Genomic DNA, 14,180 nt, shown 5'->3' with positions numbered 1-14,180 from the left:
CAGGCGGGGGAGCGATTGTAATCCCCTGTAGGATTTGCTCCTAGGGGGATGTCGGAGATGAGCACGTCTGTGGTTATCGAAGCTACTTGTGGCGAAGCTTTAACTGTGGCGAGGGGATTTATCCCCGCTGGGTTGCGCAGCAACCCCCAAACAGGCAGATGCAGTCAGCCTGGTATACCGAGGTTGGTAAGTTTTAGGGTTGCTTCGCAACCCAGCGGGGATAAATCCCCTCGCCACAAGGTTCGTCATATTCAAGTTGACGGCCTCACCCCTCAACCGGCGGAATATGCCCAAACAGTTCCTGGGCAAACGCCACGCGCTCTTCCACGGTTTCGGTCACGCCGCGGGCCTTGAGCTCTTCCAGGTGGGCTTCCACCGCGTGGGTACGCAAGGTCAGGCCGCAGTCGTTGGCGATCTGGATGTTCAGCCCCGGGCGGGCGTTCAGTTCCAGGATCAACGGACCCTTTTCCTGGTCCAGCACCATGTCGACGCCGATGTAGCCCAGCCCGCACAGTTCATAGCAACCGGCGGCCAGTTTCATGAAACCGTCCCAGTAGGGCAGTTGCACGCCGTCCACCGCATTGGTGGTGTCGGGGTGCTTGGTGATGATGTTGTTCAGCCAGGTGCCGCGCAGGGTCAGGCCCGTGGCAAGGTCGACGCCCACGCCGATGGCGCCCTGGTGCAGGTTGGCCTTGCCGCCAGACTGACGGGTTGGCAAGCGCAGCATGGCCATCACCGGATAACCCATCAGCACGATGATGCGGATGTCCGGCACGCCTTCGTAGCTGATGCTCTTGAAGATCTGGTCCGGAGTCACGCGGTACTCGATCAGCGCCCGGTCACGGTGCCCGCCCAAGGAATACAGGCCGGTGAGGATGCTGGAGACGTGGTGCTCGATTTCCTCGTGGCTGATGATCTTGCCCGACACCGTCCGATAGCGGCCTTCGAAGCGGTCGGCGATGACAATGATGCCGTCGCCGCCGGCACCCTGGGCCGGCTTGATCACGAAGTCGGTACGCCCGCCGATGATCTCGTCGAGCTTGTCGATTTCCTTCTCGGTGGAGATCACCCCGTACAGTTCCGGCACATGAATGCCGGCGGCGATGGCCCGTTCCTTGGTGATGATCTTGTCATCGACGATGGGGTACAGGCTGCGCTTGTTGTACTTGAGCACGTAGTCGGCGTTACGCCGGTTGATGCCCATGATGCCCCGGGCCTCGAGGGCCTTCCACGTCTTCCAGAAGCCGAACATCAGGAGTCAGCCTTGAGGAAGGCCTTGAACCGAACCAGCTCGGTCAGGCGGTAGCCGCGATAACGACCCATGGCCAGCATGAAGCCCACCAGGATCAGCAGGATCGCCGGGAAAGTGAACACGAAGTACACCAGCTCCGGCACGCTCATGATCAGATGCGCCAGGGACGCGGCGAACAAAGTGCCGATGGCGACTTTCATCGCATGGCCACCGCCACGTTCTTCCCAGGTGATGGACAGGCGTTCGATGGTCATGGTCAGGATCACCATCGGGAACAGCGCCACCGACAAGCCGCGCTCCAGGCCGAGCTTGTGGCTGAACAGGCTGATGGCGGCAATCAGCACTACCACGAAGGTCAGCACCACCGAGAGCCTCGGCAGCATCTGCAGCTTGAGGTGTTCCAGGTAGGAACGCAGCGACAGGCCCAGCGCGGTAATGACCGTGAACAGGATGATGCCGAAGCCCAGTTGCGTCTCGCGGAAGGCCAGGGCGATCAGTACCGGGGTGAACGTACCGAGGGTCTGCAGCCCGATCAGGTTGCGCAGCACCAGGATCACCAGCACGCCGATCGGGATCATCACCATGATCATGAAGGTCTGCTGGGTTTGCAGCGGCAGGCCGTAGAGCGAGTATTCGAGGAAATTGGCGTCGGTGTTCTCGTCCGTCAGCTTGGCCAGGCGAATGGCGTTCATTTCGCTGTTGTTCATGCTGAAGGTGACGGTGGCTTTCTTGCCGCCATCGACGGTGATCAGGTTTTCATCGCCGGTCCACCACAACAGGCGGTCGGTGGGCAGGCCCTGCTCGCCGGTGTCCGGGTTGAAATACAGCCAGTCGGTGCCGTTGAAACTGCGCAGCCACAGCTCGGGCATCTGCGGCTGGTCGGCGACCAGGCGGATGGTGTGGACTTTTTCCACCGGCACGTGGGCGATGGACAGCACGAGCTCGACGATCCGCGCCTTGTTGCTTGAAGACGGATCACCGGCCAGCAACAGCTTGACGTTGTCGTCGTTGAGATTGTTGACCCGCTTGATCGCTTCGCTGATGAACGTCTCGACATCGGCCGAGTGTTGGCGGATCGGCGCGAGCAGGGCTTCGGCGGCCAGTTTCTCGGGGCCTTCGACGGCGATGCTGTCGCGGAACGTCGGGCCCTTGACCTTGGTTTTCTCGGCGCTGTAGCGCTTGGTCAGTACCAGGCGGTAATAAAGGGTCTGGTTGCCCTTGGCGCGACGGGCCGACCACGTCACCTTGCGATTGCCGTCGACCCGGTTCACCGCCACGCCGTAGTTGTTGGAAATGAAACTCTCGTTGAGGCTCACATAGTCGCGGCTCAACGGCGGCACGAACATCTGGATCTTCACCGGATCCTTGGCGTTGGGCACGAACTCGACCTTGGCGTCGATGTTCCACAAATCGTCGGTGGCGTCTTCGGTGACCGGGATGCCGAGCACGAAAATCTGATAGGCCGTTACCGACAGGCCCAGCACCACCAGGATGGCGATCAGCATTTTCAGATGGAGGGTAAGGGAGCGCATTGGAATTACTCTGCGGTATGAGCGGCATTGGCGCAGGCGGGTTTGCCTGACAGCGTATTTGAGACTGGGGTCGACCAGCGCATCGAAACGCTTGAGCGCTTCGGAGCCGATCAGCAACGGGTATTGGAAGGCGCTGCGGTCGGTCAGGTTCACTTCGATGCTGCGCAGGGCAGAGCCCATGCAGATGTCCAGTTCGATGACCGGCCGGGCCGTGTATTTCTTGCCTTCTTCCGGATCGTAGTCACCGGCGCGGCGCTTGATCTTGCTGACACGGGCCAGCGGGCGTTCGATGGGGTGCGAATGGGCGGCGTCGATGGCCAGGTAGAAACGCACCCAGGATTCGCCATTGCGCTTGAAGCGCTTGATGTCGCGGGCACTGAGGGAGGCGGTCTTGGCGCCGGTGTCGAGCTTGGCGGCGACCTCCAGGTCAATGCCTTGCAGCGCCGCGTATTCGTTGAGGCCGTACACGGTTTTTTCGCCCGCCACGGCAAGCCCCGGCAGGCACATGAAATACAGAGCGGCAGAAAAGGGCTTGAGTGTCATAGATCCTGGTGCGCAGCGTTCCGTTTATCGGTTCAGGCCATGGCATTACTGCACAAGCTCCCTGGGCAGCCTTCCCTATAAAAGGAGAGCGGCAAATCGCGCGGCATTCTAGCACGGTGGTTTTCTGACGCCACCGCTGCCCGGACGCTGCGCGTCACCATTCGCCCGGTTATGGCGCAGGCGATTATTAGACGATTGTCGACAATGTTGATTTTTCTTTTGACGTATGGCGGGTTGTTGGTTAGTTTTTGCCATATTGAATTTCAAGGTGTCGACAATATGCTCGATCAGCTCGAAACACCGCTGATGGCTCAAGACGATTCGGAGACGCTGTCCGAGAACGTCTTCCGGCGTATCCAGGCCGCCATCGTCAAAGGCGAGATCGCTCCAGGTAGCAAGATCTCCGAACCCGAGCTGGCGCGTACCTATGGCATCAGCCGCGGGCCGTTGCGCGAGGCGATCCATCGCCTGGAAGGCCAGCGCCTGCTGGTGCGCGTGCCCCACGTCGGCGCTCGGGTGGTTTCGCTCAGTCACGCCGAATTGCTCGAACTGTACGAGATCCGTGAGTCCCTGGAGGGCATGGCTTGCCGTCTGGCGGCCGAGCGCATGACCATCGAGGAAATCGACGAACTGCGCCATGTCCTCGAAACCCATGAACGCGATGCGGCGTTCCAGGCCGGTGTCGGCTATTACCAGCAAGAAGGCGATTTCGACTTTCACTATCGGATCATCCAGGGCAGCGGCAATCGCACCCTGACGCAGATGCTTTGCGGCGAGCTATACCAATTGGTGCGCATGTACCGCATCCAGTTTTCCACCACGCCCAACCGTCCGCGCCAGGCCTTTGCCGAGCACCACCGGATTCTCGACGCCATCGCCGACCGTGACGGCGAACTGGCTGAATTATTGATGCGCCCGGCACATCGGCGCTTCCAAACGCAACATCGCGCGTCATTTCCAGGACAGCGCCGCCACTGAACGAGGTGAGTCATGAGTTCCAGCAAGAGCACGCCAGGCCAGCGTTTCCGCGACGCGGTCGCCACCGAGCATCCGCTGCAAGTGGTCGGCGCCATCAACGCCAACCACGCCCTCCTGGCCAAGCGCGCCGGTTTCAAGGCGATCTACCTGTCGGGTGGCGGCGTCGCGGCCGGTTCCCTCGGCGTGCCGGACCTGGGCATCACCGGCCTGGATGATGTGCTGACCGATGTGCGCCGCATCACCGATGTCTGCGACCTGCCGCTGCTGGTGGACGTGGACACCGGTTTCGGCTCCTCGGCGTTCAACGTGGCGCGCACGGTCAAGTCGATGAGCAAGTTCGGCGCGGCGGCGATTCATATCGAGGATCAGGTCGGCGCCAAGCGCTGCGGCCACCGCCCGAACAAGGAAATCGTCTCGCAGCAGGAAATGGTCGACCGCATCAAGGCCGCCGTCGATGCCCGCACCGATGACAGTTTCGTGATCATGGCGCGCACCGATGCCCTGGCCGTTGAAGGTTTGGAATCGGCGCTTGACCGCGCCGCCGCATGTATCGAGGCCGGTGCCGACATGATTTTCCCCGAGGCCATCACCGAGCTCGAGATGTACAAGCTGTTCGCCAGCCGCGTGAAGGCGCCGATCCTGGCCAACATCACCGAATTCGGCGCGACCCCGCTGTACACCACCGAACAACTGGCCGGTGCCGACGTGTCCCTGGTGCTGTACCCGCTGTCGGCGTTCCGGGCCATGAACAAGGCAGCCGAAAACGTCTACACCGCGATCCGCCGCGACGGCACGCAACAGAACGTCATCGACACCATGCAGACCCGCATGGAGCTTTACGATCGCATCGACTACCACACCTTCGAGCAGAAGCTCGATGCGTTGTTCGCGGCGAAGAAGTAAGGCGCGACTCCCTACAAATTCAAGAAAATGGAGACAGCAACATGGCCGAAGCAAAAGTACTCAGTGGCGCCGGGCTCCGTGGCCAGGTGGCCGGGCAAACCGCATTGTCCACCGTAGGCCAGTCGGGTGCCGGCTTGACCTATCGCGGCTACGACGTTCGCGACCTGGCGGCAGACGCCCAATTTGAAGAAGTGGCGTATCTGCTGCTGTACGGTGAGCTGCCGACCCAGGCCCAACTGGACGCCTACACCGGTAAATTGCGCCAGTTGCGCGATCTGCCTCAAGCCTTGAAAGAAGTGCTGGAGCGCATTCCCGCCGACGCCCACCCGATGGACGTGATGCGCACCGGTTGCTCGTTCCTGGGCAATCTGGAGCCCGAGCAGGATTTCTCCCAACAGCACGACAAGACCGACCGCCTGCTGGCAGCGTTCCCAGCGATCATGTGCTACTGGTATCGCTTCAGCCACGAAGGCCAGCGCATCGAATGCGTGACCGACGAAGTCTCCATCGGCGGCCACTTCCTGTACCTGTTGCACGGCAAGAAACCAAGCGAGTTGCACGTCAAGGTGATGAATGTCTCGCTGATTCTCTACGCCGAGCACGAGTTCAACGCCTCGACTTTCACCGCGCGGGTCTGCGCCTCTACCTTGTCTGACCTGTTCTCCTGCATCACCGCCGCCATCGGCTCGTTGCGCGGCCCGCTGCATGGCGGCGCCAACGAAGCGGCGATGGAAATGATCGAGCGCTTCAGTTCACCGCAGGACGCCATCGAAGGCACCCTCGGCATGCTGGCGCGCAAGGACAAGATCATGGGCTTCGGCCACGCTATCTATAAGGACAACGATCCGCGCAACGAGGTGATCAAGGGCTGGTCGAAAAAGCTCGCCGACGAAGTGGGCGACACGGTGCTGTTCCCGGTCTCCGAAGCCATCGACAAGACCATGTGGGAGCAGAAGAAACTGTTCCCTAACGCCGATTTCTACCATGCCTCGGCGTACCATTTCATGGGCATCCCGACCAAGTTGTTCACGCCGATCTTCGTCTGTTCGCGCCTGACCGGCTGGGCCGCCCACGTGTTCGAACAACGCGCCAACAACCGCATCATCCGACCGAGCGCCGAATACACTGGCGTCGAACAGCGCAAGTTCGTGCCAATCGAACGACGCTGAGCTGGAGGGTTCTAGCCGCCGGAACTGGATACCCCCGAAACCCTGTGGGAGCGAGCTTGCTCGCGATTGCGTACTGACATTCAACATCCATGTCGACAGATACACCGCTATCGCGAGCAAGCTCGCTCCCACAGTGGTCGGGGGTGCTTCAAGTCCGGCGCCAACCCTCTGAAACCACCGTGACCCGAGTCCTGACGATGAACACAGAATTTCGCAAACCGCTGCCCGGCACCTCGCTGGATTACTTCGACGTTCGTGGCGCAGTGGAGGCCATCCGCCCCGGCGCCTATGACGGCCTGCCGTACACTTCTCGCGTATTGGCGGAAAACCTCGTGCGCCGCTGCGACCCGGCCACGCTGCGTGAATCGCTGCTGCAACTGATCGAGCGCAAGCGCGACCTGGATTTCCCATGGTTCCCGGCGCGGGTGGTGTGCCACGACATTCTCGGCCAGACCGCCCTGGTGGACCTCGCCGGTTTGCGCGACGCCATCGCCCAGCAAGGTGGCGACCCGGCGCAGGTCAACCCGGTGGTGCCGACCCAGCTGATCGTCGACCACTCGCTGGCGGTGGAAAGCGCCGGTTTCGATCCCCAGGCCTTTGCCAAGAACCGCGCCATCGAAGACCGCCGCAACGAAGACCGCTTCCACTTCATCAACTGGACCAAGAAAGCCTTCAAGAACGTTGACGTGATTCCGCCAGGCAACGGGATCATGCACCAGATCAACCTGGAAAAAATGTCGCCGGTGATCCAGCAGCGGGACGGCGTTGCCTTTCCTGACACCTGCGTGGGTACCGACAGCCACACGCCTCACGTCGACGCCCTGGGCGTGATCGCCATTGGTGTCGGTGGCCTGGAAGCCGAAAGCGTCATGCTTGGCCGCGCCTCGTGGATGCGCCTGCCGGAAATCGTCGGCGTCGAACTGACCGGCAAACTGCAACCGGGCATCACCGCCACCGACATGGTGCTGGCGCTGACCGAGTTCCTGCGCAAGCAGAAAGTCGTCGGTGCCTGGCTGGAATTTTTCGGCGAAGGCGCCAGCGCCCTGACCTTGGGCGACCGGGCAACCATCTCCAACATGGCCCCGGAATACGGCGCCACGGCGGCGATGTTCCATATCGATCAGCAGACCATTGATTACCTGAAGCTCACCGGCCGCGAAGACCAGCAAGTGCAGTTGGTCGAGAACTACGCCAAGACCACAGGCTTGTGGGCCGACAGCCTCAAGGGCGCGCAATACGAACGCGGCTTGAGCTTCGACCTGTCCTCGGTGGTGCGCAACATGGCCGGCCCGAGCAACCCGCACGCTCGCGTCGCGGTGTCGGACCTGGCCGCCAAAGGCATCTCCGGCCAGTGGGACGATGTGCCGGGGCAGATGCCCGACGGCGCAGTGATCATCGCCGCCATCACCAGTTGCACCAACACCAGCAACCCGCGCAACGTGATCGCCGCCGGCCTGCTGGCGCGCAACGCCAACCGCCTGGGTCTGGCGCGCAAGCCGTGGGTCAAGTCGTCCCTCGCGCCGGGTTCGAAAACCGTGGCGCTGTACCTGGATGAAGCGGGCCTGACGTCCGAGCTCGAAAAGCTGGGCTTCGGCGTTGTCGCGTTTGCCTGCACCACGTGTAACGGCATGTCCGGCGCGCTGGACCCGGTGATCCAACAGGAAATCATCGACCGCGACCTGTATGCCACCGCCGTGTTGTCGGGCAACCGCAACTTCGACGGTCGCATCCATCCGTACGCCAAGCAGGCGTTCCTGGCATCACCGCCGCTGGTGGTCGCTTATGCCATCGCCGGGACCATCCGCTTCGACATCGAGAAGGATGTGCTGGGCGTGGTGGACGGCCAGGAAATCCGCCTCAAGGACATCTGGCCGAGCGACGAAGAAATCGAAGCCGTGGTCAAGGCGTCGGTGAAGCCGGAGCAGTTTCGCCAGGTGTACATCCCGATGTTCGCCATCCAGGAAGACACCGGTCCGAAAGTCACGCCGCTGTATGACTGGCGCCCGCAAAGCACCTATATCCGTCGCCCGCCGTATTGGGAAGGTGCGTTGGCCGGTGCGCGACCGCTCAAGGGCATGCGCCCGCTGGCGGTGCTGCCGGACAACATCACCACCGACCACTTGTCGCCGTCCAACGCCATCATGCTGGACAGCGCCGCCGGGGAATACCTGGCGAAAATGGGCCTGCCGGAGGAGGACTTCAACTCCTACGCGACCCACCGTGGCGATCACCTGACCGCACAACGCGCCACCTTCGCCAACCCGAAACTGTTCAACGAAATGGTCGTCGAGAACGGCAATGTCAAGCAGGGCTCCCTGGCCCGGGTCGAGCCGGAAGGCAAGGTCATGCGCATGTGGGAAGCCATCGAGACCTACATGGAGCGCAAGCAGCCGCTGATCATCATTGCCGGCGCCGACTACGGCCAGGGCTCGTCCCGCGACTGGGCGGCCAAGGGCGTGCGCCTGGCCGGTGTCGAGGCGATCGCTGCCGAAGGCTTCGAGCGCATCCATCGCACCAACCTGGTGGGCATGGGCGTGTTGCCGCTGGAGTTCAAGCCCGGCACCGATCGCAAGACCCTGGGCATCGACGGCAGCGAAATCTATGACGTGATCGGCGAGCGCACGCCGCGGGCGACGCTGACTTTGGTGATGACTCGCAAGAGCGGCGAGCGCGTCGAAGTGCCGGTAACCTGCCGCCTCGATACGGCAGAAGAAGTGTCGATCTACGAAGCCGGGGGCGTGCTGCAACGCTTCGCCCAGGACTTCCTCGAGTCGGCGATCGCCGTTTAAATCGCTTGGGTAGCCGGTTTTCTGGCCGCCCATTTTTCAAGGAGTTAGAGCACATGGCTCACTCGCCTCAAATCAAGATCCCCGCGACCTACATGCGTGGCGGCACCAGCAAAGGCGTGTTCTTCAGCCTGCAAGACCTGCCCGAAGCCGCCCGCGTCCCCGGCCCGGCCCGGGATGCCCTGTTGCTCCGGGTGATCGGCAGTCCCGATCCGTACGAAAAGCAGATCGATGGCATGGGCGGCGCGACGTCCAGCACCAGCAAGACGGTGATCCTGTCCAAGAGCACCCGCGCCGACCACGATGTCGATTACCTGTTCGGCCAGGTGTCCATCGACAAGCCGTTCGTGGACTGGAGCGGCAACTGCGGAAACCTGTCGGCGGCGGTAGGGTCGTTTGCCATCAGCAGCGGTCTGGTGGATGCCAGCCGTATTCCGCAGAACGGCGTGGCCGTGGTGCGCATCTGGCAGGCCAACATCGGCAAGACCATCATTGCCCACGTGCCCATCACCGATGGAGCGGTGCAGGAAACCGGTGACTTCGAGCTCGACGGCGTGACGTTTCCGGCGGCTGAAGTGCAGCTGGAATTCATGGACCCGGCGGCCGAGGAGGAGGGTGGTGGCGGCTCGATGTTCCCTACCGGCAATCTGGTGGATGACTTGGAGGTGCCTGGTGTCGGCACTTTGAAGGCGACGCTGATCAACGCCGGGATCCCGACGATTTTCATCAATGCTCGTGATGTGGGCTACACCGGCACCGAACTGCAGGGCGCTATCAATGGCGATCCCAAGGCGTTGGCGATGTTCGAAACCATCCGCGCACATGGCGCCTTGCGGATGGGCTTGATCAAGCACTTGGACGAAGCCGCGCAGCGCCAGCACACCCCGAAAGTCGCGTTTGTCGCGCCGCCGCAGCGGATTACCTCTCGTCCAGCGGAAAAGCCGTGGCGGCTGGCGACGTCGATTTGCTGGTGCGGGCGTTGTCCATGGGCAAGCTGCACCACGCCATGATGGGCACCGCAGCGGTGGCCATCGGCACGGCCGCGGCGATCTCCGGCACGCTGGTAAACCTGGCAGCCGGCGGTATCGAACGCAACGCCGTGCGTTTCGGCCACCCGTCCGGCACCCTGCGCGTCGGCGCCGAGGCCAGCCAGGTCAATGGAGAATGGACCGTGAAAAAAGCCATCATGAGCCGCAGTGCGCGGGTGTTGATGGAAGGGTTCGTGCGGGTGCCGGGGGATGTGTTCTAACGCGATACTTCAGGAGTAACACAAAACCTGTGGGAGCGAGCCTGCTCGCGATGGCGGTGTATCAGTCGACGCCAATGTTGAATGTGCCGATCCTTTCGCGAGCAAGCCCGCTCCCACAGTGGATTTGTGGTGAACACAGAATCTTCGAACATCCACGATCAAACCTGTGGGAGCGAGCTTGCTCGCGAAAGCGGAGTGTCAGTCCACATCAATGTTGAATGTGCCGACCTCATCGCGAGCAAGCTCGCACACAGGTTGATCGTATTTCTTCCGTCAGTCCGCCGTCAGTGCGGTGACCACCAGTCCTACATTGCTTTCCAGTTCCGCCACCGGATCGGCGCCATCGGTGCTCAACACCAGCAGTTGGCTACCGCCTTCGGTGATGGCTGCCTTCAGCGCATCCGAGGGCTGGCTATGATGCAGCACCAGCGCCACGTCGTTGTCTTTCAATATGGTCGTCAATTGTTTGAGGGCCTCGGGCGTCCACTCGGTGTCAGGGCGGGCGTCGGTGCTGATGCCATCCAGATTCAATCCACTGATCAAGTAACCGAAATGCTCGCTCAGGCTGACCACGCTCAGGTTGTCAGCGCCGGCATGAGGCGTTTTTCGCTGTCGGCGCTGAGTTTGAGCAGGCGCTGCTTGATGGCCGCCAGGTTGGCGTCGATTTTCGCTTTGTCCGCCGGGGCCAGGCGCACCAGGTCGGCGGCGATCACGTCGGCCATGCGCCCCAGGTTATGGCTGGCCATCCACGGCTGGCTCGCCAACCCATCGGCCATGCCCGGTTGCACGGCGATGCCGGGCAGGGCACCGTCCACCGGGCGCGCGGCGTCGACTTCGACGATGCGGATATTGCTGCGTCGAGCCATGGGATACAGCGGGTCGTCCGGCCATAACGAGCGCAGGCCGATCACGGCGTCGGCGTCGCTGGCCAGTTTGCCCAGGGCCGGCGCGCCACGACCACTGAAGTAGGCGCTCTGGCGGGTGCCGGGCAGATTGGCGGGCGCCGCTCGCTCCAGGCTGACCTCGGTCCCCTTGAGCAAGGCCTCGCCCAACCCGTAGGTGACCGGCAACGACGCCAGCAGGCGGACCTTTTCAGCAGCGAATGATGAAGTGACGGCCACGCCGCACAACGCGACGGCCAACGTCAGTTGTCGCAATGAAAAAACCATTTATCCAAGATTCCCTTTGAGGCTGGGGATGACGCCACGGGCGATGGCGCTCAGGACGAAGGCGATGCCGGCTACCAGAATGATCGCGGCACCGGACGGGATCGGCAGGTCGAACACAATCGGCGCGAGGATCCCGCACAAGGTACTGACAGTGGCGATCAGCACCGAGCACCAGAAAAAGCCTTTCAACGATTGGCTGAGCAGGCGCGCCGCTGCCGCCGGAATCACCAGCAACGCCCCCACCAGGATGGCGCCGATGACTTTCACCGCCGCCACGGTGATCAACGTCACCAGGACCACGAACAGGTAGTCCAGCGTCTTGACCGCCACCCCGCGCACCGCCGCCAGTTGCGGATTGAAGCTGGCGAGCATGATGCGGTTGTACAGCGGCAACGCCAGCGCCATCACCAACGAGCCGACCACGGCGAGTACCAGCAGGTCGTTGCCGTTCACCGTCAGCACCGAGCCGAACAGCACGTTCTCCAGGATGTGCACGTTGATCTTGCCTGCCAGGATCAACAGCAGGCTCGCGCCCAAGGCCAGGGACACCGACAGGAAGACGCCGATCAGCGTGTCGGGCGCCAGGCCGGTGCGGTTGCGCAGGTAATTGAGCAGGATGCCGAACAGCAGGCAGTAGCCGAACAGGCTGCCGTATGGCCCGGTGTAGGGTTCGCCGAGCAGGATACCGATGGCCACGCCGGTCAGCGCCGCATGGCCCACGGCTTCGGAGAAAAACGCGAAGCGCTTGACCACCACCAGCGTGCCGAGGCCACCCAGCACCGGGCCGATCAACAGCCCGGCCAGCAACGCATTGACCACAAAACCGTAGGCCAGCGCTTCAGGCAGATAGCCGGCCGACGCCCAGCCCTGGACCATCAAGCGAAAGGCTTCATAACTCATCGGGCCGCGCTCCCGTTCGTGCGTGGATGGGTGGAAAACAGCGTCAGCAGTCGCTCCGGGGTCAGGGTCTGGCGTGGCGGGCCGTCGAACAGTACCCGGCGATTCAGGCCGGTGACACGGTCGGCCAGGCGTCCGACGGCTTCCAGGTCGTGTTCGATCCACAGCACGGTGATCCCGGCCTGGCGCCAGTCCTGCAGCAACCGTTCAAACACCTGGATGCCGGCCTCGTCGAGGGCTGACATCGGTTCGTCCAGCACCAGCAGTAGTGGTGAAGGAATCAGGCCTTGGGCGAGCAATACCCGCTGGCGCTCACCGCCAGACAGCGCGCCCATGCGTCGCTTGCGCTTGTCGTGCATGCCGACCCGCTCCAGGGCCCGGCCGATGGCACCCGCGTAATGTCTGCTCAAGCCGAGAAAGGCTGGCCGTCGCTGACACATCGCCGCCATGAAATCGTCCACCGTCATGGGCAGGCCCCGATCGAATTCCAGTGCCTGAGGAACGTAGCCGATGACGCCGGGCTCACCTGGCCATTGCAAGCTCAGGCGTCCCTGGTGCGGCATTTGTCCGAGCAAGGTCTTGATCAGCGAACTCTTGCCGCCGCCATTGGGGCCGACCAAGGCATGGACGCTGCCGGGTTGCACCTGGAAGCCCACGTTGTCGAGAATCGTGGTGCGCCCCAGCTCAAGGCTGATGTCGGCGAACTCGATCAACGGACCGGCCGGTTGCTGGATAAGGGTTTCCTGTACGGTCATGCGCCGGCCTCCTGGATCGCGCGGACCACGGTATCGAGGTTGCCGGTCATCTCTTTTTCGTATTTCTCGGCGCTGTATTCACCGTAGGAAATGTGCGAAAGCGGGTACAGCTTTACGCCCGATTCACGTTGGATGGTGTCGACGTAGGTTGAAGGGAAATCCATCTCCGAAAAAATCACCTTCACGTCCAGCTCGCGCAGTTGGTCGATGGTCTTTTTCAACTGGCTGGGGCTCGGCTCGATGCCATGGGCCGGCTCGACCACGGCGGTCACTTCCAGGCCGAATTCGCGCAGCAGGTAGTCATAGGCGGCATGGACCGTGGCGACTCGCAGCTCGGCATTCGGTGCCTGGGTCAGCTTGGCCAAGGCGTCGGCGCGCATTTGCCGCAGGCGCTTGCCGTAGGCGCGGGCGTTTTGCGTGTAGGTCTTGGCGTTGTCCGGGTCGAGCTTGCCCAGCTCCCGGGCGATATTGTTGACCTGGGCAATGGAGGCGCTGATGGACAGGAAGGTGTGGGGATTGACGACCTTGCCCGCGCCCCGGGCGGCGGTGCCAGTGGCGGCCAGCAAGGGCACGTTTTCGTTGGCTTCGATGACCTTCACGTTCGGCGTTTCGCTGGCAGCGATCATGCGGTCGGCGAAATCGTCATGGCCGACGCCGTTGAGCACGATCACATCCAGGCCGCTGATGCGCTTGATGTCTTCGGCCCTGGGCTCGTAGGCGTGGGGGTTGAAACCGGCCGGGATCAGCGGCACCACTTCGGCCTTGTCGCCGACGATATTGGCTACGTAGCTGTAATAGGGGTGCAAGGTGATGCCGATGCGCAGGCGCTTGGCTGTATCGGCGTTCACCTGTGATGTGAACAGGCAGGCGAGCAGGCCGATCAACAGCAGGCGCAGCAAGGGGCGGCGTTGGGAGGCGATAGACATGGGCAAGCAGTCTTCTCTTGA

Annotated in this window: 8 protein-coding genes and 4 pseudogenes; 5 read left to right on the top strand and 7 right to left on the bottom strand. The window is 62.4% G+C overall.

The window, feature by feature from the left end:
• Positions 1–265 precede the first annotated feature (265 nt).
• The 3 genes and pseudogenes from AB4N42_RS23215 to rloA form a co-directional block, all read right to left on the bottom strand.
• A complete protein-coding gene (locus tag AB4N42_RS23215) occupies positions 266–1,252 on the bottom strand; it encodes an alpha-L-glutamate ligase-like protein (RefSeq protein WP_030137797.1) in 987 nt (328 codons plus the stop codon).
• Positions 1,252–2,784: an osmotic stress tolerance membrane protein RloB gene (rloB, locus tag AB4N42_RS23210; protein ID WP_030137798.1), complete on the bottom strand. Its 1,533-nt coding sequence runs from the start codon at positions 2,782–2,784 to the stop codon at positions 1,252–1,254. Before rloB ends, AB4N42_RS23215 begins: the two co-directional genes overlap by 1 nt.
• Positions 2,785–2,789: 5 nt before the next feature.
• Positions 2,790–3,327: pseudogene (rloA, locus tag AB4N42_RS23205) on the bottom strand (retropepsin-like aspartic peptidase RloA).
• Positions 3,328–3,606: 279 nt separating this feature from the next.
• Here rloA and AB4N42_RS23200 point away from each other — a divergent pair.
• The 5 genes and pseudogenes from AB4N42_RS23200 (at position 3,607) to prpF (ending at position 10,412) form a co-directional block, all read left to right on the top strand.
• A pseudogene (locus tag AB4N42_RS23200) lies at positions 3,607–4,321 on the top strand (GntR family transcriptional regulator).
• Positions 4,318–5,208 (top strand): methylisocitrate lyase, encoded by an 891-nt coding sequence (gene prpB, locus AB4N42_RS23195; RefSeq protein ID WP_217861513.1) that lies wholly within the window; start codon positions 4,318–4,320, stop codon positions 5,206–5,208. The pseudogene AB4N42_RS23200 and the gene prpB overlap by 4 nt, the downstream one beginning before the upstream one ends.
• A gap of 41 nt (positions 5,209–5,249) precedes the next feature.
• A complete protein-coding gene (gene prpC, locus AB4N42_RS23190) occupies positions 5,250–6,377 on the top strand; it encodes a bifunctional 2-methylcitrate synthase/citrate synthase (RefSeq protein WP_030137802.1) in 1,128 nt (375 codons plus the stop codon).
• 197 nt (positions 6,378–6,574) lie between these two features.
• Complete coding sequence (gene acnD, locus AB4N42_RS23185; RefSeq protein ID WP_460115436.1) at positions 6,575–9,166, top strand: Fe/S-dependent 2-methylisocitrate dehydratase AcnD; 2,592 nt, start codon at positions 6,575–6,577, stop codon at positions 9,164–9,166.
• Between the two features lie 53 nt (positions 9,167–9,219).
• A pseudogene (prpF, locus tag AB4N42_RS23180) lies at positions 9,220–10,412 on the top strand (2-methylaconitate cis-trans isomerase PrpF).
• Positions 10,413–10,685: 273 nt separating this feature from the next.
• On the opposite strand, the pseudogene AB4N42_RS23175 reads toward prpF, so the two are convergent.
• The 4 genes and pseudogenes from AB4N42_RS23175 to AB4N42_RS23160 all read right to left on the bottom strand — a co-directional run bounded on the left by AB4N42_RS23175 (position 10,686) and on the right by AB4N42_RS23160 (position 14,159).
• Positions 10,686–11,581: pseudogene (locus tag AB4N42_RS23175) on the bottom strand (metal ABC transporter substrate-binding protein).
• Positions 11,582–12,481 carry a metal ABC transporter permease gene (locus tag AB4N42_RS23170; RefSeq protein WP_460115435.1) on the bottom strand — a complete coding sequence of 300 codons (900 nt, stop codon included), beginning with the start codon at positions 12,479–12,481 and terminating at the stop codon, positions 11,582–11,584.
• Positions 12,478–13,233: a metal ABC transporter ATP-binding protein gene (locus tag AB4N42_RS23165; RefSeq protein ID WP_460115434.1), complete on the bottom strand. Its 756-nt coding sequence runs from the start codon at positions 13,231–13,233 to the stop codon at positions 12,478–12,480. The genes AB4N42_RS23170 and AB4N42_RS23165 overlap by 4 nt, the downstream gene beginning before the upstream one ends.
• Positions 13,230–14,159: a metal ABC transporter substrate-binding protein gene (locus AB4N42_RS23160; protein ID WP_460115433.1), complete on the bottom strand. Its 930-nt coding sequence runs from the start codon at positions 14,157–14,159 to the stop codon at positions 13,230–13,232. The genes AB4N42_RS23165 and AB4N42_RS23160 overlap by 4 nt, the downstream gene beginning before the upstream one ends.
• Positions 14,160–14,180 lie beyond the last annotated feature (21 nt).

The organism is Pseudomonas sp. H2_D02 (assembly GCF_054677635.1).
Note: the sequence above shows the minus strand (reverse complement) of the source record. Positions and strands in the feature narration are given on the sequence as shown.

What these genes read in the sequence shown, in the direction of transcription:
- AB4N42_RS23215 (WP_030137797.1), bottom strand. Translation starts at nt 1,252, where the DNA reads ATGTTCGGCTTCTGGAAGACGTGGAAGGCCCTCGAGGCCCGGGGCATC.
- rloB (WP_030137798.1), bottom strand. Translation starts at nt 2,784, where the DNA reads ATGCGCTCCCTTACCCTCCATCTGAAAATGCTGATCGCCATCCTGGTG.
- prpB (WP_217861513.1), top strand. Translation starts at nt 4,318, where the DNA reads ATGAGTTCCAGCAAGAGCACGCCAGGCCAGCGTTTCCGCGACGCGGTC.
- prpC (WP_030137802.1), top strand. Translation starts at nt 5,250, where the DNA reads ATGGCCGAAGCAAAAGTACTCAGTGGCGCCGGGCTCCGTGGCCAGGTG.
- acnD (WP_460115436.1), top strand. Translation starts at nt 6,575, where the DNA reads ATGAACACAGAATTTCGCAAACCGCTGCCCGGCACCTCGCTGGATTAC.
- AB4N42_RS23170 (WP_460115435.1), bottom strand. Translation starts at nt 12,481, where the DNA reads ATGAGTTATGAAGCCTTTCGCTTGATGGTCCAGGGCTGGGCGTCGGCC.
- AB4N42_RS23165 (WP_460115434.1), bottom strand. Translation starts at nt 13,233, where the DNA reads ATGACCGTACAGGAAACCCTTATCCAGCAACCGGCCGGTCCGTTGATC.
- AB4N42_RS23160 (WP_460115433.1), bottom strand. Translation starts at nt 14,159, where the DNA reads ATGTCTATCGCCTCCCAACGCCGCCCCTTGCTGCGCCTGCTGTTGATC.